Origin of the sequence: Methylomonas sp. HYX-M1, from assembly GCF_040741385.1 — a bacterium.
Taxonomy (GTDB): domain Bacteria; phylum Pseudomonadota; class Gammaproteobacteria; order Methylococcales; family Methylomonadaceae; genus Methylomonas; species Methylomonas rhizoryzae.
Window position 1 is genome coordinate 785,540 of the sequence record NZ_CP160405.1, and the last position, 23,104, is coordinate 808,643.

At 54.0% G+C, this 23,104-nt stretch carries 26 protein-coding genes; 15 read left to right on the plus strand and 11 right to left on the minus strand.

The window, feature by feature from the left end; all coding sequences use genetic code 11:
• The first annotated feature begins 21 nt into the window (after positions 1 to 21).
• The 4 genes from AB0A83_RS03720 to AB0A83_RS03735 all read left to right on the plus strand — a co-directional run bounded on the left by AB0A83_RS03720 (position 22) and on the right by AB0A83_RS03735 (position 1,513).
• The gene (locus tag AB0A83_RS03720) at positions 22 to 495 is read left to right on the plus strand and encodes a chemotaxis protein CheW (protein ID WP_150046845.1); all 474 of its coding nucleotides are present in this window, start codon (positions 22 to 24) and stop codon (positions 493 to 495) included.
• Between the two features lie 24 nt (positions 496 to 519).
• On the plus strand, positions 520 to 693 hold the full coding sequence (locus tag AB0A83_RS03725; RefSeq protein ID WP_190303237.1) for a hypothetical protein: 174 nt from the start codon (positions 520 to 522) through the stop codon (positions 691 to 693).
• A 119-nt stretch (positions 694 to 812) separates the two neighbouring features.
• Positions 813 to 1,112: a DUF2802 domain-containing protein gene (locus tag AB0A83_RS03730; RefSeq protein WP_367155428.1), complete on the plus strand. Its 300-nt coding sequence runs from the start codon at positions 813 to 815 to the stop codon at positions 1,110 to 1,112.
• Between the two features lie 152 nt (positions 1,113 to 1,264).
• Positions 1,265 to 1,513: an EexN family lipoprotein gene (locus AB0A83_RS03735; protein WP_367155429.1), complete on the plus strand. Its 249-nt coding sequence runs from the start codon at positions 1,265 to 1,267 to the stop codon at positions 1,511 to 1,513.
• Positions 1,514 to 1,762: 249 nt separating this feature from the next.
• On the opposite strand, the gene mpl is transcribed toward AB0A83_RS03735, so the two are convergent.
• Together mpl and AB0A83_RS03745 are read right to left on the minus strand one after the other, a co-directional pair.
• Complete coding sequence (gene mpl / locus AB0A83_RS03740) at positions 1,763 to 3,136, minus strand: UDP-N-acetylmuramate:L-alanyl-gamma-D-glutamyl-meso-diaminopimelate ligase (protein WP_367155431.1); 1,374 nt, start codon at positions 3,134 to 3,136, stop codon at positions 1,763 to 1,765.
• Entirely contained in the window at positions 3,133 to 3,666 is a 534-nt protein-coding gene (locus tag AB0A83_RS03745) for an ankyrin repeat domain-containing protein (RefSeq protein ID WP_367155433.1), read from the minus strand. Before AB0A83_RS03745 ends, mpl begins: the two co-directional genes overlap by 4 nt.
• Before the next feature lie 69 nt (positions 3,667 to 3,735).
• Between AB0A83_RS03745 and apaG the strand changes: the two genes are divergently transcribed.
• From apaG to AB0A83_RS03775, 6 genes are all read left to right on the plus strand, one after another.
• Positions 3,736 to 4,113 (plus strand): Co2+/Mg2+ efflux protein ApaG, encoded by a 378-nt coding sequence (gene apaG, locus AB0A83_RS03750; RefSeq protein ID WP_150046854.1) that lies wholly within the window; start codon positions 3,736 to 3,738, stop codon positions 4,111 to 4,113.
• On the plus strand, positions 4,113 to 4,940 hold the full coding sequence (locus tag AB0A83_RS03755; protein ID WP_367155434.1) for a symmetrical bis(5'-nucleosyl)-tetraphosphatase: 828 nt from the start codon (positions 4,113 to 4,115) through the stop codon (positions 4,938 to 4,940). The genes apaG and AB0A83_RS03755 overlap by 1 nt, the downstream gene beginning before the upstream one ends.
• A 340-nt stretch (positions 4,941 to 5,280) precedes the next feature.
• Complete coding sequence (locus AB0A83_RS03760; protein WP_150046858.1) at positions 5,281 to 5,835, plus strand: flavodoxin; 555 nt, start codon at positions 5,281 to 5,283, stop codon at positions 5,833 to 5,835.
• A gap of 2 nt (positions 5,836 to 5,837) precedes the next feature.
• A complete protein-coding gene (locus AB0A83_RS03765) occupies positions 5,838 to 6,608 on the plus strand; it encodes a 4Fe4S-binding leucine-rich repeat protein (RefSeq protein ID WP_150051776.1) in 771 nt (256 codons plus the stop codon).
• The gene (locus tag AB0A83_RS03770) at positions 6,586 to 7,275 is read left to right on the plus strand and encodes a hypothetical protein (protein WP_232056766.1); all 690 of its coding nucleotides are present in this window, start codon (positions 6,586 to 6,588) and stop codon (positions 7,273 to 7,275) included. The genes AB0A83_RS03765 and AB0A83_RS03770 overlap by 23 nt, the downstream gene beginning before the upstream one ends.
• A gap of 14 nt (positions 7,276 to 7,289) precedes the next feature.
• Positions 7,290 to 7,745: an ankyrin repeat domain-containing protein gene (locus AB0A83_RS03775; RefSeq protein WP_150046860.1), complete on the plus strand. Its 456-nt coding sequence runs from the start codon at positions 7,290 to 7,292 to the stop codon at positions 7,743 to 7,745.
• On the opposite strand, the gene AB0A83_RS03780 is transcribed toward AB0A83_RS03775, so the two are convergent.
• The 3 genes from AB0A83_RS03780 to AB0A83_RS03790 are packed head-to-tail and all read right to left on the minus strand — an operon-like array spanning position 7,742 to position 10,955.
• Entirely contained in the window at positions 7,742 to 9,700 is a 1,959-nt protein-coding gene (locus AB0A83_RS03780) for an ATP-dependent DNA helicase (RefSeq protein WP_367155436.1), read from the minus strand. The genes AB0A83_RS03775 and AB0A83_RS03780 overlap by 4 nt on opposite strands.
• Positions 9,701 to 9,719: 19 nt before the next feature.
• Positions 9,720 to 10,448, minus strand: a complete 729-nt coding sequence (locus tag AB0A83_RS03785; RefSeq protein WP_150046863.1) for a tetratricopeptide repeat protein — start codon at positions 10,446 to 10,448, stop codon at positions 9,720 to 9,722.
• Between the two features lie 24 nt (positions 10,449 to 10,472).
• On the minus strand, positions 10,473 to 10,955 hold the full coding sequence (locus AB0A83_RS03790; protein WP_332095529.1) for a hypothetical protein: 483 nt from the start codon (positions 10,953 to 10,955) through the stop codon (positions 10,473 to 10,475).
• A gap of 844 nt (positions 10,956 to 11,799) precedes the next feature.
• Between AB0A83_RS03790 and AB0A83_RS03795 the strand changes: the two genes are divergently transcribed.
• From AB0A83_RS03795 to AB0A83_RS03815, 5 genes are all read left to right on the plus strand, one after another.
• Positions 11,800 to 12,156, plus strand: a complete 357-nt coding sequence (locus tag AB0A83_RS03795; RefSeq protein WP_367155437.1) for an RNA polymerase sigma factor — start codon at positions 11,800 to 11,802, stop codon at positions 12,154 to 12,156.
• Positions 12,134 to 12,310 carry a FecR/PupR family sigma factor regulator gene (locus AB0A83_RS03800; protein WP_367155438.1) on the plus strand — a complete coding sequence of 59 codons (177 nt, stop codon included), beginning with the start codon at positions 12,134 to 12,136 and terminating at the stop codon, positions 12,308 to 12,310. The genes AB0A83_RS03795 and AB0A83_RS03800 overlap by 23 nt, the downstream gene beginning before the upstream one ends.
• Positions 12,311 to 12,330: 20 nt before the next feature.
• Entirely contained in the window at positions 12,331 to 12,900 is a 570-nt protein-coding gene (locus tag AB0A83_RS03805; RefSeq protein ID WP_367155439.1) for a PepSY-associated TM helix domain-containing protein, read from the plus strand.
• Between the two features lie 217 nt (positions 12,901 to 13,117).
• A complete protein-coding gene (locus AB0A83_RS03810) occupies positions 13,118 to 14,197 on the plus strand; it encodes a hypothetical protein (RefSeq protein WP_150046871.1) in 1,080 nt (359 codons plus the stop codon).
• A 46-nt stretch (positions 14,198 to 14,243) separates the two neighbouring features.
• Complete coding sequence (locus AB0A83_RS03815) at positions 14,244 to 21,278, plus strand: cadherin domain-containing protein (RefSeq protein WP_367155440.1); 7,035 nt, start codon at positions 14,244 to 14,246, stop codon at positions 21,276 to 21,278.
• Between the two features lie 376 nt (positions 21,279 to 21,654).
• Here the strand turns inward: AB0A83_RS03815 and AB0A83_RS03820 are convergent, their stop codons facing one another.
• The 6 genes from AB0A83_RS03820 to AB0A83_RS03845 form a co-directional block, all read right to left on the minus strand.
• The gene (locus AB0A83_RS03820; protein WP_190303239.1) at positions 21,655 to 21,804 is read right to left on the minus strand and encodes a PIN domain-containing protein; all 150 of its coding nucleotides are present in this window, start codon (positions 21,802 to 21,804) and stop codon (positions 21,655 to 21,657) included.
• 10 nt (positions 21,805 to 21,814) lie between these two features.
• Positions 21,815 to 21,976, minus strand: coding sequence for a hypothetical protein (locus AB0A83_RS03825; protein WP_367155441.1), 162 nt, complete (start codon positions 21,974 to 21,976; stop codon positions 21,815 to 21,817).
• A complete protein-coding gene (locus AB0A83_RS03830; protein ID WP_367155442.1) occupies positions 21,969 to 22,238 on the minus strand; it encodes a type II toxin-antitoxin system VapB family antitoxin in 270 nt (89 codons plus the stop codon). The genes AB0A83_RS03825 and AB0A83_RS03830 overlap by 8 nt, the downstream gene beginning before the upstream one ends.
• 79 nt (positions 22,239 to 22,317) lie before the next feature.
• The gene (locus AB0A83_RS03835) at positions 22,318 to 22,578 is read right to left on the minus strand and encodes a Txe/YoeB family addiction module toxin (protein ID WP_367155443.1); all 261 of its coding nucleotides are present in this window, start codon (positions 22,576 to 22,578) and stop codon (positions 22,318 to 22,320) included.
• Positions 22,578 to 22,790, minus strand: coding sequence for a hypothetical protein (locus tag AB0A83_RS03840; RefSeq protein WP_367155444.1), 213 nt, complete (start codon positions 22,788 to 22,790; stop codon positions 22,578 to 22,580). The genes AB0A83_RS03835 and AB0A83_RS03840 overlap by 1 nt, the downstream gene beginning before the upstream one ends.
• Positions 22,791 to 22,827: 37 nt before the next feature.
• A complete protein-coding gene (locus AB0A83_RS03845) occupies positions 22,828 to 23,064 on the minus strand; it encodes a DUF2281 domain-containing protein (protein WP_150046883.1) in 237 nt (78 codons plus the stop codon).
• Between the last annotated feature and the right edge of the window lie 40 nt (positions 23,065 to 23,104).

Genomic DNA, 23,104 nt, shown 5'->3' on the forward strand with positions numbered 1-23,104 from the left:
AATTTAAGTGGATGCATAATTATGAGTGAAGATAGAAAACAAACTGACCCGATCATGCAGTGGGTGACGTTTTGTTTAGGGGATGAAAAGTACGGTATCAATGTGATGCAGGTGCAAGAGGTTCTAAGAATCACCGAGATTGCTCCGGTGCCAGGCGCTCCGTCTTATGTGCTTGGTATTATTAATCTTAGGGGTAATGTCGTGACGGTGATCGATACTCGAAACCGTTTCGGCTTACCCTCGAAGGAGCCGGATGATGCCTCAAGAGTGGTCATTATCGAGACCGATAAGCATATTATCGGCATACTAGTCGACAGCGTCGCGGAAGTAGTGGAAATGCGGGCTTCCGAAATTGAGACAGCCCCTAACGTCGGCAACGAAGAAAGTTCCAAATACATTCAGGGGGTGACGAGTCGCGATAACAAGTTATTGATCTTGGTCGATCTCAATAAATTTCTTAGCGAAGATGAAAAAGCCGAATTGGACATGTTCTGACTCCGTTAACCGGGAAAAATCGGTATGCCTGAAATCCCGCCCTTAGGGCCGAGTTTGCCGCTGCAAGTGGTGGAAAAAGCCGGTCCTCAGCCGCAACGCAAACGTAAACCACAGCCCCGGCTGCGATCCGCGCCGCAAGACCCTAAGGGTGCGGATCAGGAATTACCGCAGACTCAGCATATCGATCAGTTCGTATGAGCGTGGACTATTTGCTTTATTCATTAATAGTGTTGGTTGCTTTACTATTGCTTGGCTTAATCGGGTTTTGGCGTGAGACTAAAAAGCTCGGCCGGCGGATTAGGAGTTTGGAAGCCGGCTTGCAACAAACCCATGAGGATTTGGCCGGCATCTGCTCTGCGGCCGTAATGGTCGATAAACGCTTGGCGGCTAATGATGCGCGTTTGGATCAGGTTTGGGAGTTTGTGCAGGATCAGGGTCAGGCCGACATGGAAAAGTTTGCCGAGGTGCCTACGGCATCTACGCAACAAAGTTATGATGGTGTGATTCAGAAGATTCGCTGGGGAATAAGTTTAGACGAATTGGTGAAAGAGTGTGGATTAACCCGCGATGAAGCGGTGCTTTTGATGCGGTTGCACGGCGCTAAATCCGGGCGTTAGTTGTTTTGCGGCGTCATTGTGATTTGCAGTGAATTGACAATTTGTCGCGCGGCAATTAGCCACATTTTCGGCGCGGATGTTTTTTACTAGACTTTGGCCTGCTTGCCAATTGTGTGGCGAGTCTAGTTATTCAAACTATAGGGAGATTAGGCATGAAAAAAAATACCGCTATTTTGTTGATCACATCGTTGGCGCTCGTGTTAACCGCATTTAAAGTGACTAGTGCCGAGGAAGAGGTGCAACAAATCGAACCCAATAAATCCGTCGCTTGGTATGTCGCAAATATCAAGGACGCGAAGATCAAGAACCAACAATGCTATGACGATCCGAATCTTAAAGATACCGAAGACTGTCAGAATGCGCTACACGCACTGCAGATTAGCTTTAAAGGCGGCAATTAGTTGACCTGTTAAAGGGTTTAAAGCCACAAGGTTTTAACATGATGATTGCCGCGTTAATAGTGTGTTGTATTTGTGCGACAGTTTGTCGCCTGTGACAATCGGTCACATTCACAAATTCGAAAATTAGCATTAGACTGCGCGCAACTCTAGTATTGTTTTGCGCAGCTGAGTTGCTTTACCCTCTTCCTCAAACGGCCCCTAAAGGCCGTTTTTTTTTGCCTGGGTTCCGGGCGCGACGAGAGAGGCTGATCAAAGTTCTTGTTGTAAGCGCCGGTAAATGCCGCCGAAGCTGCCGTTGCTCATCAACAGTACATGGCATGGTTTATTGGTTTCGGCTTTCACCATAGCGATGATGTCATCCAGCGTGTTATGAAAGATAATCTTGTCGTTATATTGCTTAAGGCAGCTTAAATCCCAGCCTAAGTTGTCCGGCTGGAATACGATGGCCGTATCGGCTGCCGTTAACGATTCGGCTAAAGATTGCGTGTGTATGCCTAAACGCATTGTATTGGAACGCGGCTCGACGATCGCGACTATTTTCTCGGAACCGACTTGTTTCCGCAGTCCGTCCAGAGTTGTTTTGATGGCGGTGGGGTGATGGGCGAAGTCGTCGTATACGGTGACGCCGTTTTTGCGGATTATGACTTCCATTCGGCGTTTCACATTTTTGAATTGCGCAAGTGCCGGTACGGCGTCGGATGGGGCGATTCCGACGTGGCGGGCCGCGGCTATGGCCGATAACGCATTGCTAACGTTATGCAATCCGGTCAAATTCCACGACACCTCGCCCTGCTGTTTGCCCTGAAAGCAAACCGTAAAAGCGCTGCCGTCGGAACGCAATAAGTCCGCTTGCCATTCGCTCTCGCTGCCGATTGCCGTGCGAGTGACCGGTGTCCAGCAACCCATCGACAGTACGTCGCTGATGTGCTGCTCGGCAGCGGGCGCGACGATCAAGCCCGAGCCGGGAATGGTACGGATTAAATGGTGGAATTGCTTTTTGATTGCATCCAGATCTTCGAAGATATCGGCGTGGTCGTATTCCAGGTTATTCAATACGGCCGTGCGCGGGCGGTAATGCACGAATTTGGAGCGTTTGTCGAAAAAAGCACAGTCATATTCGTCGGCTTCGATGACAAAAAAATCGGATTCCCCCAAGCGTGCGGACACTCCGAAATTCACCGGAATTCCGCCGACTAAAAAGCCGGGTTTTAGCCCGTTGTATTCCAGTATCCAGCTGAGCATGCTGGTGGTGGTGGTTTTGCCGTGAGTGCCGGCTACCGCTAGCACCCATTTATGCCGTAATACGTGTTCGGCCAACCATTGCGGCCCGGATAGATAGTTCAGGTCGCGATTCAATACGGCCTCGACTTCCGGATTGCCGCGAGAAAGGGCATTGCCGATTACCACGATGTCCGGGGCGCCATCCAAATTCTCCGCACGATAACCGCGCATTAACGCTATGCCCTGTTGTTCCAATTGAGTGCTCATAGGCGGGTAAACGTTTTGGTCCGAACCGCTGACTTGATAGCCTAGTTCGCGGGCAATCAAGGCCAGTCCTCCCATGAATGTGCCGCATATGCCGATGATGTGAATATGTAAACGGGATTGATCGTTGGCTGTCATGGTTTGGCTGGTTCCGGAGTGGCTTCTGGATTGGCTGGGGCTTCTGCCGTAGGTTGTTGATCTGTCGGTTGTTGCTCCGGAGCGGGCGCGGGCTTGGCGCCGGCGTCCTCTAATAATTTCACGATAGATTCGCGACCGGTTTTCTTGGCTTTGTCTAAAACGGTTTCTCCGCGGCTATCCTTAGCGTTTAAGTCTGCACCGGACAAGATCAATAGCTTGATTATATCCGCGTTGCCGTTCAGGATTGCGTCGCTTAGCGCCGTCGATCCTGATTTATCGGCTAAATTGGCGTTTGCTCCGTAACTTAACAGTAGTTTTACAATCCGTATGTTGCCGTTGTAGCTTGCAACCATCAACGGCGTGCGGTCTTGGTCAATCTTGCTGTTGACGTCTATGCCGTCGGCCAGTAAAGAGCGAACGCGTTCCAGATTTCCGCTCGCAGAGGCGGCAAAAAGATCCCGGCCGTCCGCAGCCGGTACCGCGATAGAAAAGGCCAGCAACCAGTAGCGCAACAGGGTACGGGTAATCATCGATTAGCTTGCGTTTGCGTAATAGTTGGGGTGAAATAAGGAATCATTTATGCGACACATCTTCTATCAATGAGCGAGAAAAACAAAGTTTTAGTTGAGGCTAGGCCGCAATATATTGAATCTCAGTCGTCGCCCGAGCAAAACCGTTTTGTGTTTGCCTATACCGTGACGATTACCAATGTAGGTTCGGTACCTGCACGTTTGTTGACCCGGCACTGGCTGATTACCGATGCGAACGGAAAAGTGCAGGAGGTCAATGGCGAAGGCGTGGTTGGCGAGCATCCTTATTTGAATCCGGGCGATTCCTTCCGTTATACCAGCGCAGCAATGATTGAAACTCCGGTCGGCGTAATGCAGGGAAAATATCAAATGCAAGCGGATACCGGCGAAAGTTTCAGCGCGAATATTCCTAAGTTTACCCTGTCCATTCCGCGTACTTTGCACTGATGGCGATATACGCAATCGGTGACATCCAGGGGTGTTACGACGAATTTCGGCGCCTATTGGATGCTATCGGTTTCGAGCCCGCGTCAGACACCCTATGGTTAGCAGGCGATCTGGTCAATCGCGGGCCTAAGTCGTTAGAAACCTTGCGGTTTGTAAAAAGCCTGGGCGAATCCGCAGTTACCGTGCTTGGCAATCACGATTTGCACTTATTGGCCACCGTCACTGCGGCGCGTAGCCTAGGGCGCAAGGATACGTTGGAGCCGATTCTGGCTGCACCCGATAGAGACGAGTTGTTGCATTGGCTCAGGCATCGGCCCTTGTTTCATGGCGATGCCAGCTATTGCATGTTGCACGCCGGTTTGCCGCCGCAATGGGATTTGACCGCGGTGAAGGCGATGGCGCTATTTGCCGAACAAGCGATACAAAGCGACGATTATGCTACGGTGTTGAAGTCGATGTACGGCGACGAGCCAAGGTTGTGGCAAGAGGGATTGTCGGACATGGAAAAAATTCGCTTCACCATTAACTGTTTGACCCGTTTACGCTATTGCTCCGCGTCCGGTGAGCTCGACTTTCATTTCAAAGGCCCGGTCGGCAGTCAGCCGGCTCATTTGCTGCCCTGGTTTTCGGTACCCGGACGGCGAAGCGCGTCTATGCGGATCATTTTCGGACATTGGTCCACGCTTGGTTTCTACCATGGTCACAATGTCTACGGCATCGATACCGGTTGTCTATGGGGGGGGCAGTTAACCGCATTGGAACTTAGTTCCTCGCCGCGCAGAATCAGTATCGATTGTCGGCGAACCTTGGCCCCGAACGTAAGCTGATCACACTTCTAGGTTAAACCCTGCACAAGCTAGATTTCCAGTAACTATTCAGCGTTTGACAAGATGAGGGCGGTTTGCCTCGTCCCCCGCTCTACCGGGTGAGTAACCGTACTTGGCACTGAATAAGTCTTAAAGCTAGAAAAAGCCGCTGCTGCTGTCAGAAACAGGCCATAACGCCGACAATTGTCGTCAATTGAGCAAGCGAATGGGGGGGATATCGCTTGGCTCAAAATTAATTGCTTGAATTGTAACGAGAAAAAACAAAAAACATTCGCTTCGATTTTGGTTTGGATATTGCTTGAAGAGCAAGTAACGGTAGGTTATTTCTCACAGGTGATTTATGAGCAAAATCGGCATTTTTTTTGGCACCGATACCGGTAGCACCCGATTGGTAGCAAAAAAAATATACAGCGTATTAGGCGACGAATTGGCCGACAAGCCTAAAAACATAAACCGTACCCGGCCGAACGAGCTATTGGCTTACGACGCGTTGATCCTGGGTACGCCTAGTTACGGAGTGGGCGACATGCCGGGTTTGGCCGTAGGTTGCCAAGAGCCCAATTGGGCGGAATTCGTGCCGTATCTGGATGATGTGGATTTAAGCGGCAAGCGCGTGGCGCTGTTCGGTTTAGGGCATCAAGAACGTTATGCTTCTCGCTTCGCCAGTTCGCTGATTCAGCTGTATCGGGTATTTTACGGTTACGGTGCAACCATCGTCGGGCGTTGGAGCACCGAAGGGTATCAATTCGAGCATTCGGATTCCATCATCGACGGCCAATTTGTCGGCTTGGTGTTGGATCAGCGCGGTCAACCGCATATGACCGATCAGCGGGTACAAACTTGGTTGGCGCAAGTTACCCCGCAATTGTTGCCTGCGGCGGCTAAGGCAGCATGACTATGCCGGCCGCCGATTTAGAAACCGATTTAACGCCGTTGGCGGATTGCGGCGCATGCCGGTTTAGGGCGAATTTGCTGTCGCAAGGCGCTTGCAAACCGGGCGATTGCTGTGTGGCCGCCAATAGCGGCAGGCAAATCGACCGTTTTTTCAAAGCCAATCCGCAATTCGCACCGGATTATGCTCAAGACGGCTTTTGGGAACGCAGGGCAATTGCCGCCAGATATTTGCCGACCAATTTGCTGCCGCCTTTGTTGAAAGATCCGGATGAGGCGGTGCGGCGGGTGTTGGCGTATCGGGTACCTTTCGACTTGCTGATACAGCTGCGTAACGACTCGGATAGGGAAGTACGGATAACCGTGGCCGACCGTCTACCGGAAGAAGAACTGGAAGCGATGGCGGACGATCCTGATTACTTGGTGCGCGTTTATGTGGCGCGACGTTTGCCGCAAGGGCGCTTGTTCCGCTTGGTAGCGGATCCCGACAGCGAAGTCAGGCGCATCGTGGCGACGCGGATTCCGGCCGTGAGTCTGGGTTTGATGGCGCACGACGCGGAAGTCGAAATCCGCAGAATCGTTGCCCAACGCATGGAAATCGAAGATTTGGCCCTGATCAGTAAAGATCCGGATTGGACCGTGCGATACGAAGTCGCGCTACGCGCTGCCCCGGATTTGCTACAGAGTTTGTTGGACGATCCCGAGGAAGAAGTGAGATTAGCCGCCAGTCAATGTTTGGAAAACAACACGAGTCATGAACCTGCCCATAATGAATGAGTTTATCGTCGGATTGACGTATGCCGACCGCTTGCAATTCGCTTCTAGCGCCCGTCACGAGGCAATTCGGACTTGGGCAGGCACCCGGGAACTCGCGGCTTTAACCTCGTTGATGGGGCCGATGAGCGATGGACCGGAATGGCCGGCGGGCGCGGCGTGGGCAGCCGGCAGGAAAGACGATGCTTGTTTCGTCGTGTCCGACGGCCTGTCTGATCCTTGGGTGGAGCGGGACAGGCCCGAAAACGGTTTGGGTCTGGAGGTTTTCGTGGAATCGCCGGATTCCGGCATAGCGGACGATGCGCCGTTGACGGCTTTGGCCGATACCTGGATGTTTCCGATGGTAGCGGAAATCAGCCATACCTTGGCCAGTTATCCGCGCTTGGCAGTGAAATTGCTGGAAGGGCAGTTGTTGTCTTTAGAGTTTAACATCGATCATATTAAAGACGGCCGTGGCAGAGTCGGTGCCTTGCTAGTGCCTATGGTGGACGATGCCGAATGGCAAGTAGGGGGCGGCAAAGTCGCTCTGATTGCTGCGGTGTTGTTGACCTTGCCGGAGTTACGCTTTCTGCGCGGCAAAGGGGAACAAGGCCGGCGGATCATGTTGGAGCGGCTCAATGCGGCCGGCATAGGCCGGCTTTCCTTGTTGCATAGACGTTCGTTGGTTTAACGGGAGATTTGTCGATGAATTTGAATCAACAGGTCGCGGAATGGTTAAGCAGAAACGGATTTTCAACGGAATCTATTGCTTCGACGAATGCCGCCGGACAATACCCTCTGATATTGGCTGCCCAGCAAGCGGAAATTGAGGTGTTGCAATGGCTGCTCGCCAACGGCGCGGATTTAACCGTTCTGGATCTTTATGGCAATAACGCCTTGTGGGCGGCCTGTTTTGCCGAATCAATCGATTGTATCGAGCTGTTGCTGAATGCGGGGATAGACCCCGATTATCGAAATCCCAGCGGGGCAACGGCGTTAATTTATTCATCGTCCAGCGGTAAAGCGGCCATGGTTGCGAAATTGCTGCAAATGGGCGCGAATCCACTGTTAACGACTCAGGACGATTTTAGCGCCTTGGATCTGGCTGCAACCCGCGAGTGCTTGTATTTACTGCGAAATGCCGTTAAAGCGATAGGTTAGGCGCGGGTTGCGGGGGGTGTTTCGGCGCTTTCGGAAGTATGCTGTTCGACTGCGAAAAACCGGCGGACGTCTTCCAAATCCCGGCTACGCTGCATCGCCGGCACGCTATCCAAAAACATTTGCCCGTAAGCGCGTTTAAGCAACCTCGGATCGCACACCATCAACACGCCGCGATCGTTAATGTCGCGAATCAATCTTCCCACCCCTTGGCGCAACATGATGACCGCATTGGGCAGTTGGTATTCAAAGAAGGGATTGCGGCCTTGTTTCTCCAGTGCCTGCATCCTAGCCTTAAGCACCGGGTCGCCCGGAGAGGCAAAAGGCAGCTTGTCGATGATCACGCAAGAGAGTGCGTCGCCGCGTACGTCTACCCCTTCCCAAAAACTGGCGGTCGCCAGCAGGACTGCATTGCCTAAGCTCTTGAATTGATCCAGTAAAGCCGATTTGGAACGGCTGCCTTGAATCAAAATAGGATGACTCAATTTGCCTTCCAGCCGCTGAGCGGCGCGTTGCAGGGCCTTATGGCTGGTGAACAAAAAAAACGCCCGTCCGCGACTGGCCTCCAATACCGGTAAGACGAAGTCTACGATTTTATCGGTGAACTGCGGATCGTTGGGTTGGGGGAGGCCGCGCGGATGGTAAAACAACGCTTGGTTGGGATAATCGAACGGGCTTTCCCAGCTATGGCTGGTGGTTTTGCTTAAGCCCAGATTTCTGGAGAAGTGGTTGAAATTATTGGCGACGCTCAGCGTGGCCGAGGTGAAAATCCAGCTGGCTCTATGTCTTGCCATAAAACTGCGAAACTCTTTCGCGATATCCAGCGGGGTACGGCTCAAAGTAAATGATTTGCCGAAGGTTTCGTACCATTTGATCCATTGGCCGGCCGTATCGTTTATCAAGGTTTCCAACTGGGCGTCCAAGGTTTCGGCCCGTTCGAAGCAGGCTTCCAAGCCTTTGCTGCGAACCGACGCGCGTTCCAGTTGATCGGTCAAGCAGGCCAGTTGTTTTTGCAAAGTACCTAACGCGTCTATTAATTTCGGATCGGAATCGATGTCTTGCCAATCGCCGCGTCGCAGTTCCAGGCCGAAGGCTAAGCGCAGGTTTTTGACTTCCAATTGCAGATTGTCGCAGGCCGAGCGTAAGTCGGGCATGTCCTTGGCGTGGCTAAAGTACTCCGCTAAAGTATCGTCGGCTAAATCGACGAGTTGTTTACCGCTCACAGTTTCGCCTAAAAAGCCGGATGCCGTGTCGGCCAGTTGATGTGCTTCATCAATGATGACGACTTCCGCATCGGGTAGCAACTCGCCGAAACCGGTTTGCCGAATCGACCAATCCGCGCACAACAAATGGTGGTTAACCACTACGACATCCGATTCTTGCGCTTCTTTACGGGCCTTTAATACAAAGCAATCGGTGTAGTCCGGACAATTTTGCCCTAGACAATTATCGGTGGTGGACGTGGCGTTAAACCATACTCTATCGCCGTCGTGTACGTCGGCGATTTCAGAAATGTCGCCGGTTTGCGTGCGTTGAGACCAGATTTTGATTTGCGACAGGGCGTGCGCTTCCGCCTGTTCGTAACCGAAAGCCGAATTCAGCGCCAATTCCAGCCGATAGGTACACAAATAATTGGACCGCCCCTTTAGCAAGCGGGCTTTAAACGGAACTCCGCTCAAGGCCTTGCGGATCAGCGGCAGATCTTTGTTGAATAATTGGTCTTGAAGATTTTTGGTGCCGGTAGAGACAATGACTTTCTTGCGGGACAAAATCGCCGGAATCAAATAGGCGAATGTCTTGCCTGTGCCAGTGCCGGCTTCCGCTATTAAATGCTCACGCTTGCTGATTGCGTCGTAAACCGCTTGCGCCATTTCGATTTGTGCGCGCCTTGGAGAATAACCGTTGATGACTTTAGCTAATTCACCTTCTGCTCCGAATATCTCGGTCAATTCGGACACGTTTTTTTCCCTATTGCGTTTAACGGCCGATAAAGCTGTCGGCTTTGGCTTTGGCGTCTTTAGAGCCTTGATAGTTTTGTTGAATGCGGCGCGCTTCGGCAATTAAAAGCCAACTTTTCCGTTTCAGATCCGAGTTATTTCCGGCGAGTAACGCCGCTTTACCCGCCAATTCTTCGGCTTGCTGCGGACGATTTTGTTTAAGTCTAAGCTGCGCAAGTTTATAGGTCAGTACCGGGTTTCGGGAGTCGATGCGCAAAGCGCGTTCCGTAGCGAAAACCGCCGCGTCGAGATCGCCGGATGCCCGACTTCGGTCCGCGTCCGTCAACAAGGCAATAACCGCGGGCGGAGAGCCGCTGGGGAGTTGAGCGTCTTCGATTGAAATTGCAGGTTGGGGGGGCGGCGGTACCTGCACCTGCCCGAAATTCGTATCGGGTTGCTCGATAGGGGGTTGTGTAATGACGGGTTGTTCCAGCGGTTGAGCCTGTAGAGTCGGTTGACTGGGTTCGATTTTAAACTCGCGTCTTCCCGGATCGATGGCGTAAGTCGCCGTGCCATTCGAGACCGGCGGTTTCGATGGAGCCGGGGGAGACGGTTTCTTAGCCTGCTGATTTTGCGATTGTTGCGGCGTCGAAGTCTTAGGTCTTACCACTTGCGGGGCTGGTTTGGCTTTTTTAGGTTCTTGAAAGGTACTGCAAGCGGCATTGACAAGCAAAACCGGGATAACGAGCAATAGAGATTTAGATTTCATGTAAGTTTTCGGCAAGACGGCCGATTAGAAAAGTTCGACTTCGTCGTCGTCCTCGTTATTTTGTTGGTTGGCCGCTTCCACCAAGGCGATTGCCTCATCAATGCTTTTGCCTTGATGAATCGCATCGAACATGATTTTTTCCGATTCCATGGTGTAGCGGCCGCGAATTTCCTCTTGGAACTTATACCATTCCATAGGGTTATACAGGCGCGTCGGCGATTCGATAATATCGGACAAGCCTCTCAGTCCGACTGATACGTGGTGCAGGCATTGTTGGAGACGGTCATGAAATTGGAAAGCCACTACCGATGTTTGAATCCTGTTTTGAATGGCTGCGCAATATTTTAATGCTTCCTCGGATTTGGGGCTTTGTTCCATGCTGGATAAAATCTCGTGTATCGAGCTTAGATCCTCGACCATGCTGGTAAAGGAGTTTACCAGTACGTCGACAGCCTCGTCGCCCACTTTCATGCCCCCTTCTACTTGGGCGACAGTTACTGCTAGCAATTTAACCGTTTCCCTGATTTGGCTCCAGTCCAAGTCAGGCTGGGAGGAGCCAGAATAAGTCAATTTCGATACCATAATACGTTATACGCCTGTGATACAGGTAGGTTGATCGATGTAACACCCTTATAAATAAGGCATTCTAGTTGAATACATCCGGTAACACAAACAGCCTTGTCCAATAACGCATGAGTCTGGGCGAGGCGCTGTATTTCCACAGTGAGATGGGACTGGAGGCGCAAAGGTTGGGATCATGGAGAGAATGACAATGCGTCAAATACGAGCAGTTTTAAGATCTAGTCTGAGTGCCGGATTGAGTATCCGGAAAATCAGCGCCGGTACCAAAATCAGTGTCGGCAGCATTCAGGCGATTCCGCAAAGTCTGCAAACGATATCGAGTATTGACGGACTCAATCCCGCGCGGCGGACAATGGCAGTTTGCAATCGGCCAATATGAGTTTGTAAAACTCGTTCTCTGCCAGGGCGGGTCAAGCTGGAGTTCAGGGATATGCCGGCCTAAATTGTATTGATAAATAACATAGTTTTATTTGTTTCCGACAGTTTCTTGCCTTGCTTCGCGCAAATTCGGCCGCCTTGGTTATCGGTAGCTTGAGTCGGGAGTCTTTATGCCTTTGATATATGCCATACAAACATTTCCGGTCGATGTTCGATATTCTTGTCCGTGTCGGATCAATTTCGTTGGACCGGTTTTTGCCTTATTGGGTGATCGTTCATTGAGCCGCACCGAAGCACAGGAGCTTTACCCACCCGTGTCCTCCGTTTCCCTAGACTGCAATCAGGTTGCCGATTTATTCGTCAGCCATCGTGACGATATCGTCAAAACTACTTGTTGCAACGGGTTGGTTGCCCGGAGACGGCGCAAGACTTGAGCCAGGAAGCCTATTTGCGCATGTTGCGTAAGGAGCAAGTTTCGCATGCCGATAATCTGATCGGTTATCTATACCGCATCGCCGAGCGCTTGGCCCTGGATTTTCTTCGCTACGACCAACGGGTAACGAGCAAGCACGACCAACTGAACGACGATTTGATTTGCCCGCGCACGCAGCCGGACACCCTGATACAACTCAGCTGGGCATTTCCGAAAAAACCGTGCAGCGCCATTTGGTCAAGGCCATGCTGCATTGCCACCGTCGTTTCGAAAGATAGGATGCCGCCGCATCATGACAGCCTTCGATCAGCGTAGTTTCGACCAAGCCGTGGCTTGGTTCGTTGCTTTGCAGGATGAGCGTTGCGACGCTAAAACCCGCGCCCGTTTCGAGCGTTGGCTGGCCAGCGACGCCTCGCACCGAGAAGCTTACGCGGCGGCGCAAACCTGTGGGGCAATCTGGACAACCTGAAACAACTCGAGGTGCCGGGATTGGATGCTGCGCGTTCGACGCGTCCGCGGGCTCGACATTCAGCGCTGACCGGCGTTGCCCTGGAAATCCCGCAATACGCCAATCCGCTGTTCGGCTATTTTTCGCCGTTGCAAGCGATGCCCAAACCGCAATCCTCACCAACAGTGATCGGACAACAACGGATTAGCCTCGATCAAGCGGTCGCCGCCGGCCAGTCGGTTTTTCCCGACGCCCGCTTGTGCTGGATCGAAACCCCGCACGACGCCGACGGTAGTTTCCGCATCAATCTGCGCCAAGACGGCGAGCCTAACCGGCGCTTCCCGAAAACCAATGTCTGGGTCGACCAATACAGCGGCCGGATATTGGCGGTCAGCAATCCCGCCGATCTCGGCGCTTCGGACACGCTGATCAACTGGCTGCACCCCTTGCATAGCGGCGAAGCCTTCGGTTTGAGCGGGCAAATATTGGTGTCGATTTCCGGCTTGGCCTGCCCGCTGCTGTTCGTTACCGGCCTGATTCGCTGGCTGCAAAAAGCCGGCGCGAAGCGGCGGGGCCGGCCGCTTAGTGTGGCAGAACGCCGTTGGCTTTAATCACGTGCCCCATGACCGCGGCCCATGTTGCCGGAGTGTTAAGCCCTGGGAGTGAGTTGGCTATCTCCCCCAACTGCGATTGCGGATGAAGCGGCGTAGTGTATGATCTAGCCGCCAAATTTGACGCGTGTCCTATCGGTGCGTATTGGATCCGGCATAAACAGGATGCAATCGATGCGCGGTGCGTCTTTTATTAAGTACCGGAATACCAATAACAATGAGCATAGAAATTAAGCTTACCGATCAACATTTTCCCGTATCTCCGGCGTTTATCAATTTCCTGTATCACTTTGACAACGGCCTGCCGTTCGAATCGCCGTGGCACGATCAGTTGAGCGAAACGTTGAATAGAGACAGTCAAGCTCAGCAACGAGCCGTCACGCATGCGGCGGAGGTGTTGGCATCCGCCGGCGGGAAAAACGCCTTGCAACGCAGTTACGAATTGTTTGTGGCTATCTTGACCGGAGACGTAGCGCGCTTACGGCCGATTCATGAACGCTATCGCTTCGTTTGCGTAGTCGGCTGTCCCCGGCACGGCGGTTCGTATTTAACCAAGCAGCTGTTTCTGGCGCTGGGCTGGAAGCCGGAGCAAATTCCCAACGCGATTGCCCACGATGGCTTTCCGGATGCCGGTCCTTTCGAGATTAAACAAGGCGTGAATAGCGTTACCCATTCGATGCAGGGTATGGCGGAATATCTCACCATGGTCGAGCTGTTTTACGCCAACGCCCGCTTGTTCGACAACCGGGTGGTAGTGCCGAAAAAAGCCACTAAAGCAGCGTATCAAGGCGGTTTTTTTCATCAATTGTTAGGCAGCGAAACCGAGTATCTGCTTACTTTGCGTCATCCGGTGGCCGCGTGCATTTCCACTTACGAAAAATCCGGGGGATTACCCGTCGACGGAAAATTCGCGGTTAGAGGCAATATCGAAGAATGGGCGCGTAGAGACGCCCAACTGGCCGGGGCGCAATGGATCGAGGCAACCAGACCGGATTACTTCGACGTGTATTTACGCTATTGGGAATATTACCATTACCAGCTGATACATAGCGGTTTAGCCGCTAGTCCGCACTGGCGTACCGTGGCATACGGCGAAGCGCGGATACAGGCAACGGCACAAGGTTTTTACCGGCGCTACGGCTCCGACAACGATGCGGAAAAGTTTTATGTATTTGCCAAACAAGACCGTCATGCGGATTGGCTGCGCAAAGCGGAACCGGCGTTGCTCAGGGTCAGGGATGCCTGGGCGGCGGCGGGGAAAGCGTTTCCGCTGGACGAGCTGATGGAAGCCTGGTGAGCGAAGCGGTAACGAACAATCAAACAGAATTTGACGCGGAGTGAGCATGACTACGAATACGGCACCGGTTTTTTCCAATTTTACCGATTCGAACGTGACTGAAAGTTCGGACGGGACGCTACGCTTAAGCGGCGACACGGCCTCGGTTTACGATGCCGAATTGGCTGCGCTGGGCGACGGCGGCGATTACAGCGGAGCGACGCTGACGCTGACCGACGCGCAAGGACGATTGGCGGCCATAGGCATCGCCGATAGTAGCTTCCTGTTGGACAAGGAATCCGGTTATCTGCTCTATCAAGGCGAATCCGGCGCTTTGCCCGTCGCCGAAATCAATCAGGCAAGCGCCGGCAGTTTTTCGTTGAGTTTCGTCGATTACGGCTATACGCCGAGCCAGGACATCGTCAACGCCTTGCTGCGCAGCCTGGTGTTGAACGATGCGACGCCGCCTTCCTCGCTCGATTTGCGCTGGCGTTTTTCCGACGGCAATAGTGGAGACCAGGGCAACGGCGGCGCGTTGCAAGCGGAAAGTACAACGGCGCTGCAAATCACCGCGGTGAACAATGCACCGCAATTAGTCAGCCATGCCGGCGATTACGCGGACATTGTGGCCTTACTCGACGACGGACAATTGTTGGTGGCGCAACACGGCGCACTAGGGTTGAATTCGAGTTCTTCGGGCTTCTTCGCTCACTATCATTTGACATCGAGTTTGAGTCAGCTATCGGCCGACGGCGGCTTGAATGGCGAATACGGTCAAAACGGCAGCGTGGAATTAGGCATTCAGCTAACCAGTGTGGATGTATTGGACAACGGCAAGCTGCTGCTGGGGGGCTATTATCCGGATGACAACAACAGTTCTTCGGCTGCTGTGCAGTATGTGATACAGCAGCTGAATAGTGACGGCAGCGCCGACGGCGGTTTCGGGGTTGACGGCAGGCTGCAAATAGAGGGGCAGTTGTCCTCGCTCAGCGTGCAAGACGACGGGAAAATCTTGGTGTGCGAAACGGAATCCGGCGGTAATAGTGGCGGCGGAGCGTTTAGGCTCGCTCGTTATAACGCGGAGGGCAGCCTGGATAACGGCTTTGCCGGCGACGGCATCGCCGAAACCGAGTTTCATGGTACAGCCAACATAGTCAGTGTCAATGACGACGGCCAAATTTTGGTGAGTTTGTACAACTATGGTAGCAGCAGCTTTGGAAGCAACAGCTATGGTAGCTATCTGATTCGATTTAACGCCGACGGTTCGCAGGATGCCGGCTTTGCAGGGGACGGCAAGATAGAAGGCAGCGTGGTTGCCAGTTCGGCGGACGGTAGTATATGGGTAGGTTACAGCCATACCTCATCCGATAGTTCGACGGGCAGTTCGGACACTAACTACACCTTGAGCCACATACTGGCCGACGGCTCGTTGGATACCGGCTTCGGCAGCGACGGCAGTATCACGATAGCAGACCGTTACGTGTCTTTCGTCGAGGTCAGCGACGACGGCCAATTGGTGTTAGGGGAATCGACCCGCGGCGGTTCCAGCGGAAATTCCGGGGATTTTTATGTGGCTAAATACAATGCCGACGGCAGTTTGGATGCCACGTTCAGCGACGACGGCATTGCCGAGACCGGGCATAGAGCTTCGTATGCCGGTTTTGTTTCGGTAAACGACGACGGACAGCTGCTGCTGTCGTTATCCGGCGGTTATTGGGGCGGTGGATCGTCGTCCGCCAGCGGTTTGACCTACGTTGCGCCTTCGTTGCTGCGGCTCGATGCCGACGGCAGCGTCGATACTGAGTTCGCCGACAACGGCAGCATAGACGGCGATTTGCTGGCGATCTTGGCCGACGGCGATATTGTGGTCGGTAACGACCACGGTCATACCGATAACGATGCGGCCCCAAATGCCTACACCATTTCCCGCCTGAATGCGGACGGCTCGTTCGATACCGGGTTCGACGGGGACGGCAGTTTGAGCTTGCTCGACAAAAATGTTTCATGGGTTGCCGTACAAGACGACGGCAAGCTGGTGGTCAGCGAATTGGAGCAAAACAGCAGCGACCGGTTCCTGGCCTTGGAACGCTTCAATGCCGACGGCAGTTTGGATCAGGATTTCGGTACCGAGGGCAGGGTCGTTACCGATTATCTGGTCAGTAGGGCCTATATCACCGGCATCGACCAGGACGGCAAAATATTGGTCGACGCCTTCCAAAACAGCGGTTTGAGTTTGCCTTACAGTGGCTTATTCATCCGCTTCAATACCGACGGCAGCGTCGATACCGCGTTCGGCAGCGGGGGCTCGATAGACGGCGATTATCTCTACGGCTATGGCGGGGATGGTATTAGCTATGTGCGCAACGAGGTCTACGTTGCCAATGAATCCTACAACTTTGTTTTCAAGCTGCTGGCGCAAGACGGTAGTTCCGCGATGGAATTCGAAGGCAGTCAATTCGCTACGTGGTTGCCGTACGGCGACAAATTCGCCGCGTTGCAGAGCGATGGAAAATTGTTGATGGGCGGGGGAGCATCGGGCGATTATCGGATCCATCGCTTGAATGCGGACGGCAGTTCGGATAGCGGGTTTAGCAGCGACGGCATCGTCAAAATCAATGCCTCGGTCGGTTTTGTCAAGTTGTTGGACGACGGCAAACTATTGGTTGGCGAATTGATAGCCGACAGCGGCAGTAGCAGCGATTATCAGTTCGCCGTGGCGCGTTACGGTACCGACGGCCGTTTGGATACCGGTTTTGCCGGCGACGGTCTGGCGGAAACCGGCTTCTCGGCAACAGATGCGGACTTGGTTGCGGTAAACGCCGACGGTCAATTGCTGTTGCGCCTGGAACAGGAAACCAACCTTAGCAGTCACGACGCAGCCTTGATTCGGGTCAATGCCGACGGCAGCCTGGACGGCGCATTCGCCGACAACGGCCGCTTGCACGGCGAGTTGATAGCGGTTCTCGACGACGGCAAACTGGTGGCCGGCGGTTTGGAAGGTTCCGAGAATTCCTCGTTGGACGTTCGATACGTGGTCAGCCGCTTGAAGGCGGACGGTAGTTTCGACAGCGATTTCGACGGCGACGGCCGCTTGGAGATCGACTTTCCGGTCACTTCGGTGCGAGTACTGGACGACGGCGGGATCATGGTCAGCGAGTTGACTCCCAACAGCAGTACCGGCGGCGTCGAAGTCGTGGTGGCGCACTATCAGGCCGACGGTAGCGCCGACGACCAATTCGGCAGTGCCGGCGTGGCGGATACCGGATTCGTAGCCGCCGACGCCCGCATTATCGACGTCGATACTACCGGCCGCATCCTGTTGCAATTGACGGGCAGCGGCTTGGACGGCTCCGACCAATTGATCAGGCTGGCGGCAGACGGTGCGGTCGACGATCAATTCGGCTTGGGCGGCAGCGTCGACGGACAGTTGCTGACGCAAACGGCCGACGGCAAATGGTTGATCGGCGCCACCGCATTCGACGGCGCGTCATTTACGCTTACCAGACTCAACGCCGACGGCGCGTTCGACGACAGTTTCGACGCCGACGGCGAAATCGCTATCGATGCCGCGGTCGCCGCAGTCGGCCTGTTGGACGACGGCCGCATTCTAGTCGCGCAAGACGCCGGTGCCGCCGCAAGCTTAGGCAATCCGCAAATTGCATTCGCCTTGTACAACGCCGACGGTAGTTTGGATAGCGCGCTTGACGGTAGCCGTAGCATAGCGATGGCCGGCCAAGTGAGCGGTATCGACGTGTTGTCGATTTCGGACGATGGACAATTATTGATTCGCCTGGATTATGCCGACGACTCCGGCGATGCCGATAAGGGCGGCTTGCCGTCCCTGCTGCGCTTGAACCCGGACGGCTCCGTCGACCGCAGTTTCGCCGCGGCCTCGGACGCCGCCGGCCCCGTGCTGTTGGATGCTACGGTTAGCGTGGCGGACGCGGAATTGGACGCTTACGGTTGGGCTAACGCCACGGTGACGCTGCAACGCCGGGGCGAAGCCGCTGCCGACGATCAATTCTCGGCAAATCAAGGCGGCAGTTTGGCCGAATTGATCGAAGGCGGCGAGTTGAAAGTAGAGCAAACCGTCATCGGCACGGTCAGCCAAAATAGCGCCGGGATCTTGCGGTTGACCTTTAACGATCAGGCCGGCTCGGAGTTGGTTAGCGCTGCACTGCGGCAAATTGCTTACGAGAATGTCGGCAGCGCAAGCGGTGCGGTGGAAATAGCATGGCTATTCAATGACGGCAATAGCGGCGAGCAAGGCGACGGCGGGGCATTGTCGGCCAGCTTGATCAGCTGGGTGAATCTATCCGCGTCGCCTGCAGGCAACCATAACCCGGCGATTACCTCGGCCGGTACCGGCAGCGTGGCGGAAAACGCCGCGCCGGGCACGGTCATTTATACCGCAACCGCGACGGATCAGGATGCCGACACGGTTTTAAGCTTCAGTTTGGCCGGAGCCGACGCTAACTTGCTGAACATCGACGGCAGCAGCGGCCAGGTCTCGCTCAAGAATGCCGCGGATTTCGAAACCAAAGCCTTTTACAGTTTCCAAGTGTTGGCCAGCGACGGCAGCGCCAGCGTAGGCAAGGCGGTGACCGTTTCGGTCGAAAACGTCAACGAGGCGCCGCAATTCACTTCCGGCGCGAGCGGTAGCGTGGCCGAAAACGCCGCGACCGGCAGCGTGATTTATACTGCGACGGCAAGCGACGTCGACGCGAACAGCAGCCTGAGCTTTAGCCTGGCCGGCGACGATGCCGATTTATTGAATATCGACAGCAGCAGCGGCGCGGTGACATTGAAAAATCCGGCGGATTTCGAGACCAAGTCCGGTTATGTCTTCGAAGTCGTGGTCAGCGACGGCAGTTTGAGCGCCAGTCAAGCGGTGCAAGTTAACGTAACCGACCTGAACGAAGCGCCGGCCATCGGCTCCGCCGGCATAGGCGGCGTTCCGGATGGCGCGGCGGCGGGTACGGTGATTTATACCGCGCTCGCCGATGACCCGGACGCCGGCGCCACGCTCAGCTACAGCTTGTCTGGCGCCGACGCCGATTGGCTGAACATAGACGCGGCCAACGGTCAAGTGACCTTGAAGGCGGCTGCGGACTTGAACAGCAAAGCGGATTATAGCTTCGAGGTAATAGCGAGCGACGGCGAACTGTCGGCCGGCAAAGCGGTAACGATCAGCGTCGGCTTCGTCAATCAGGCGCCGGAAATTACCTCCGCCGCCACCGCCAGCGTGGCTGAAAATGCCGCCGGCGATAGTGTGGTCTACAGCGCGACCGCCAGCGATGCCAATCCCGGCAGCGAACTGCTATTCAGTTTGGCCGGAGACGACGCGGCTTTGTTGCGCATCGACGCCGGCACAGGCCAAGTGCGCTTGCAATCCGCCGCCGATTTCGAAACCAAAGCCAGCTACGCCTTTCAAGTAGTCGTCAGCGACGGCGAATTGAGTGCCGGCAAAGACGTGGTACTGACTGTGACCGACGTCAACGAAGCGCCGAGTCTGACCGCCCCGGCGGCAATTTCCTATACCGACACCGCCGGCGACGACAATTTCGCGGCGCAGACCGGATCCTTGGCAGCCAACGATCCCGAAACGGCCGCCCTGAGCTTCGGGATCGTAGGCGGAAGCTTGTCCGGCGACGGGGCGGCCGTTGTGCTGGCCGGGCTGTACGGTACATTGAGCGTCAACGTCGCCGCTGGAAGCTACCGTTACGATCCCGACGATGCGGCCTTGGAGTCGCTCACTCAAGCTGCGGCCGAACATTTCACTGTGACCGTCAGCGACGGCAATACGTTGGCCAACGCCGATTTGGCCGTCGAGATAAGCGGGGCGAACGACGCGGCCGAGATCGGCGGCGATTTGAACGGCGAAGTCAAGGAAGACGGGCAGTTGGAAGCGGCCGGAAGCCTGATCGTCGCCGACCGTGACGGCAGCGCCGATATCGTCGTGCAAACCGCTACGCTGGGAAGCTACGGTACGTTCAGTCTGGCGGCCGATAAAACTTGGCATTATCTGCTGAGTAACGCTGCCGACGCCGTGCAAGCCTTGGGTAGCGGTGTACGGCTGACCGATAGTTTCAGCGTGCTGGCGGCGGACGGCAGCAGGCAAACCGTGACGATAGGCGTGTCGGGCGCCAGCGAATACAACGAACTGACTGCGGTTAAACCCGGTAAATACTTGGGCGGCAGCAATAACGAGTCGATAACGGCGGATTCCGGCAACGACAGAATCGACGCCGGGGACGGCGACAACTTGGTTGACGCCGGCGCCGGCCGCAACAGCGTGAAAGCGGGTATCGGCGCGGACGACATCACGGCCGGCGAGGGCAACGACAAAATCGATGCCGGCGAGGGCAACAACAGCGTAGACGCCGGCGGCGGCAACAACAACGTCAAAGCCGGGGCCGGAGACGACGCTATTCGTTGCGGCGACGGCAACGACAAAATCAATGCCGGCGAGGGCAACAACAGCGTCGATGCCGACGGCGGCAAGAACAACGTTAAAGCCGGTAGCGGCGCCGACGAGATTATAGCCGGCAGCGGAAACGACGTTATCAATGCCGGCGATGGCGAGAATCTAATCGACGCCGGCGACGGTAAAAACAAAGTCGTCAGCGGGGCCGGCGACGATAAGGTCACTACCGGCAGCGGCAACGACAACATCGCTACCGGTGCCGGCAACGACGACATAGAGGCCGGCGCCGGTAAAGACAGAGTTAACGCCGGCGCGGGCGACGATATAATCCTGGGCGGCGAAGCTGCCGATAAATTGAGCGGCGGCAGCGGCAGCGATATTTTCGTATTCGCCGACCTTGCCGTCGGCGGCGCCGATACCGTCACGGACTTCGCCGAGGAAGACCTGCTGCGCCTCGATACCTCGGTATTCACGCAACTGCTAGGCGCTACCGCCGCCAACTTCGCGGTCGGCAAAGCCGCGGTCGACGCCGACGACTACCTGATATTCGACGACAAGAAAGGCGTGCTGTGGTACGACGCCGACGGCTCCGGCGCCGGAGCGGCGATCAAAATCGTGGGCTTGAAAGGCTCGGATAGCCATGGACTGAGCTTCGACGATCTGGATTTCGGGTAAGCCTTTCCAGCCGCATGCTTGCGGCTCGAGCGGGCCGGCTTAACGTTCATGAGGTGACGGCATCGCCCCGGCAAATGCAAGTCAACGGTGTTATGCCGTTAGTTTTTTGAGCCGCTGCCTCGTGACTTTCAGAGTAATATAGAAAGGTCGGCCCGCGTCGTTTCTTCGGCTATGTGCAAAATAAGCTTGGAATACAAGCCACTAAACTTTACCTGTGAGTTGAATCTCATGGCCGGAATCCGGTTCCCGGCAAATTATCGGCTTGGTAATGGATCAAATCGTAAATTTCCGCCAGTTTGTCATCCGGGATTTGCTTGATTTCGGCGATGATTTGGTCTTGTAGCATGACAGTGTTTCTCAATGGGCACATTTTTGTTTACCCAACCGAAAAATGCGCAACCGGAAGGTGCTGAAAATGTTTATCCAGGGTTAAAACCGTTATGCCGTGACGTTGGGCGACCGTGGCAATTAAAATATCGGTCAACGGCAAGGTTAAACCTTTAGCGCGTAGTTGTTGGGCAAGCATGCCAGCCGAATCAATCGTTATCCTCGGTTGGCAGGTAATGAATGGATTGGAACAGTAATCTTAACCGCCAGGCTTCCTTCTCCTGTTTAACGCCTTGCAACAATTCCGCAATGACTACACCCGTTATTGCGGCTTGGTTGGCTTCAATCAAAGTGGCAACCTGATCACCCATCTGACCATTTTTGGATTTGAAAAAGTCGATCCAGGCACAAGTATCGATTAACACCCGTTTCATGACGGACTTTCCAAGTCTCGTAATGCTTGCCAATTGTCTTCAACATCGATCGTCCCTGGCAATTCAGCAATTCTTGACGCTGCTTAAAGCGAATGTATTCCTCAATCGCTTCGGCAATGCTTTCCTTGGTCGTTTTGGCTTGGGTGTAAATCAACAGTTGTTCCAGAACGGAATTATCCAGGGAGATAGTGGTTTTCATTGTAGATAACCTCGTAATAATATTTCAGAATTCGCGCTTGATGCGTACATTCCTCACCGCACCCAGACTATTCGTTAAATTATTCGTAATGTGTCCACATCATGATGATCTTAATCGCCTGCTCGTTTTCCAAAACCTCATACACGAGCCGATGCTGTTTGTTGATACGCCGGGAAATCGCACCTTTTAGATCGCCTTTTAAAAACTCAAATTCAGGTGGATACGCATAAGGATCCTGAGCAATTAAGTCTAAAAGCGTCTGTGTTTTAGTTTGTAAATTAGAGGCGGTTATTAATTTGGCGTCTTTTTTAGCGCGCTGGGTAAAGTAAAGCTTGTACATTACCAATCCAAACGATCCGAACACTCGTCCAAAGGCGTATTCAAACCATCGATAATCGCTTGCTTGATTTTCGGGTCTTTAGACAAATAATCGCTGTCGCTCTCGGTGTTGAGGGTATTTTTAAGGAATAGCACAAAGTCCAGAACTTCTTTTTGGGAAGTCAACGGCAGTGTGTCGATTTCTTGATGAATTTTTTCTTGCAGAGAATTCATTTTTTAATCTCCGTTTGTCGTTCGGTAGCGAACTAATTTAGTTTGATAGTTCATTCCACTCGTTGCGTATTGTCAGAAACTCGGAATTGATCTCTTCGTCGCTACGCTGTCCGGCCGGCAGACTGTGAAGAAAAGCGGCCAAGGCTTCGTTGGCTGCGGGTTGCGGCAGTGAATTCGGTTTGGACTCCAGAAATTCGACGAAACGTAAAACCTCCAACGCCTTGGCGGGCGGCAGGGCTTTGACGTGTTGGTAGATGGTGTCGGCGATGGTCATTTAACTTGTTCTCCAGGAATCTTAATTTAAAAAAGTCCAA

Coding starts and splice junctions, on each gene's coding strand:
- AB0A83_RS03775 (WP_150046860.1), top strand. CDS start 7,290: ATGAATTTGAATCAACAGGTCGCGGAATGGTTAAGCAGAAACGGATTT.
- AB0A83_RS03745 (WP_367155433.1), bottom strand. CDS start 3,666: ATGATTACCCGTACCCTGTTGCGCTACTGGTTGCTGGCCTTTTCTATC.
- AB0A83_RS03720 (WP_150046845.1), top strand. CDS start 22: ATGAGTGAAGATAGAAAACAAACTGACCCGATCATGCAGTGGGTGACG.
- AB0A83_RS03765 (WP_150051776.1), top strand. CDS start 5,838: ATGCCGGCCGCCGATTTAGAAACCGATTTAACGCCGTTGGCGGATTGC.
- AB0A83_RS03810 (WP_150046871.1), top strand. CDS start 13,118: ATGAGCATAGAAATTAAGCTTACCGATCAACATTTTCCCGTATCTCCG.
- AB0A83_RS03825 (WP_367155441.1), bottom strand. CDS start 21,976: ATGGGTGATCAGGTTGCCACTTTGATTGAAGCCAACCAAGCCGCAATA.
- AB0A83_RS03735 (WP_367155429.1), top strand. CDS start 1,265: ATGAAAAAAAATACCGCTATTTTGTTGATCACATCGTTGGCGCTCGTG.
- AB0A83_RS03830 (WP_367155442.1), bottom strand. CDS start 22,238: ATGAAAACCACTATCTCCCTGGATAATTCCGTTCTGGAACAACTGTTG.
- AB0A83_RS03835 (WP_367155443.1), bottom strand. CDS start 22,578: ATGTACAAGCTTTACTTTACCCAGCGCGCTAAAAAAGACGCCAAATTA.
- AB0A83_RS03845 (WP_150046883.1), bottom strand. CDS start 23,064: ATGACCATCGCCGACACCATCTACCAACACGTCAAAGCCCTGCCGCCC.
- mpl (WP_367155431.1), bottom strand. CDS start 3,136: ATGACAGCCAACGATCAATCCCGTTTACATATTCACATCATCGGCATA.
- AB0A83_RS03785 (WP_150046863.1), bottom strand. CDS start 10,448: ATGAAATCTAAATCTCTATTGCTCGTTATCCCGGTTTTGCTTGTCAAT.
- AB0A83_RS03755 (WP_367155434.1), top strand. CDS start 4,113: ATGGCGATATACGCAATCGGTGACATCCAGGGGTGTTACGACGAATTT.
- AB0A83_RS03770 (WP_232056766.1), top strand. CDS start 6,586: ATGAACCTGCCCATAATGAATGAGTTTATCGTCGGATTGACGTATGCC.
- AB0A83_RS03725 (WP_190303237.1), top strand. CDS start 520: ATGCCTGAAATCCCGCCCTTAGGGCCGAGTTTGCCGCTGCAAGTGGTG.
- AB0A83_RS03800 (WP_367155438.1), top strand. CDS start 12,134: ATGACAGCCTTCGATCAGCGTAGTTTCGACCAAGCCGTGGCTTGGTTC.
- AB0A83_RS03760 (WP_150046858.1), top strand. CDS start 5,281: ATGAGCAAAATCGGCATTTTTTTTGGCACCGATACCGGTAGCACCCGA.
- apaG (WP_150046854.1), top strand. CDS start 3,736: ATGAGCGAGAAAAACAAAGTTTTAGTTGAGGCTAGGCCGCAATATATT.
- AB0A83_RS03840 (WP_367155444.1), bottom strand. CDS start 22,790: ATGAATTCTCTGCAAGAAAAAATTCATCAAGAAATCGACACACTGCCG.
- AB0A83_RS03820 (WP_190303239.1), bottom strand. CDS start 21,804: ATGCTTGCCCAACAACTACGCGCTAAAGGTTTAACCTTGCCGTTGACC.
- AB0A83_RS03815 (WP_367155440.1), top strand. CDS start 14,244: ATGACTACGAATACGGCACCGGTTTTTTCCAATTTTACCGATTCGAAC.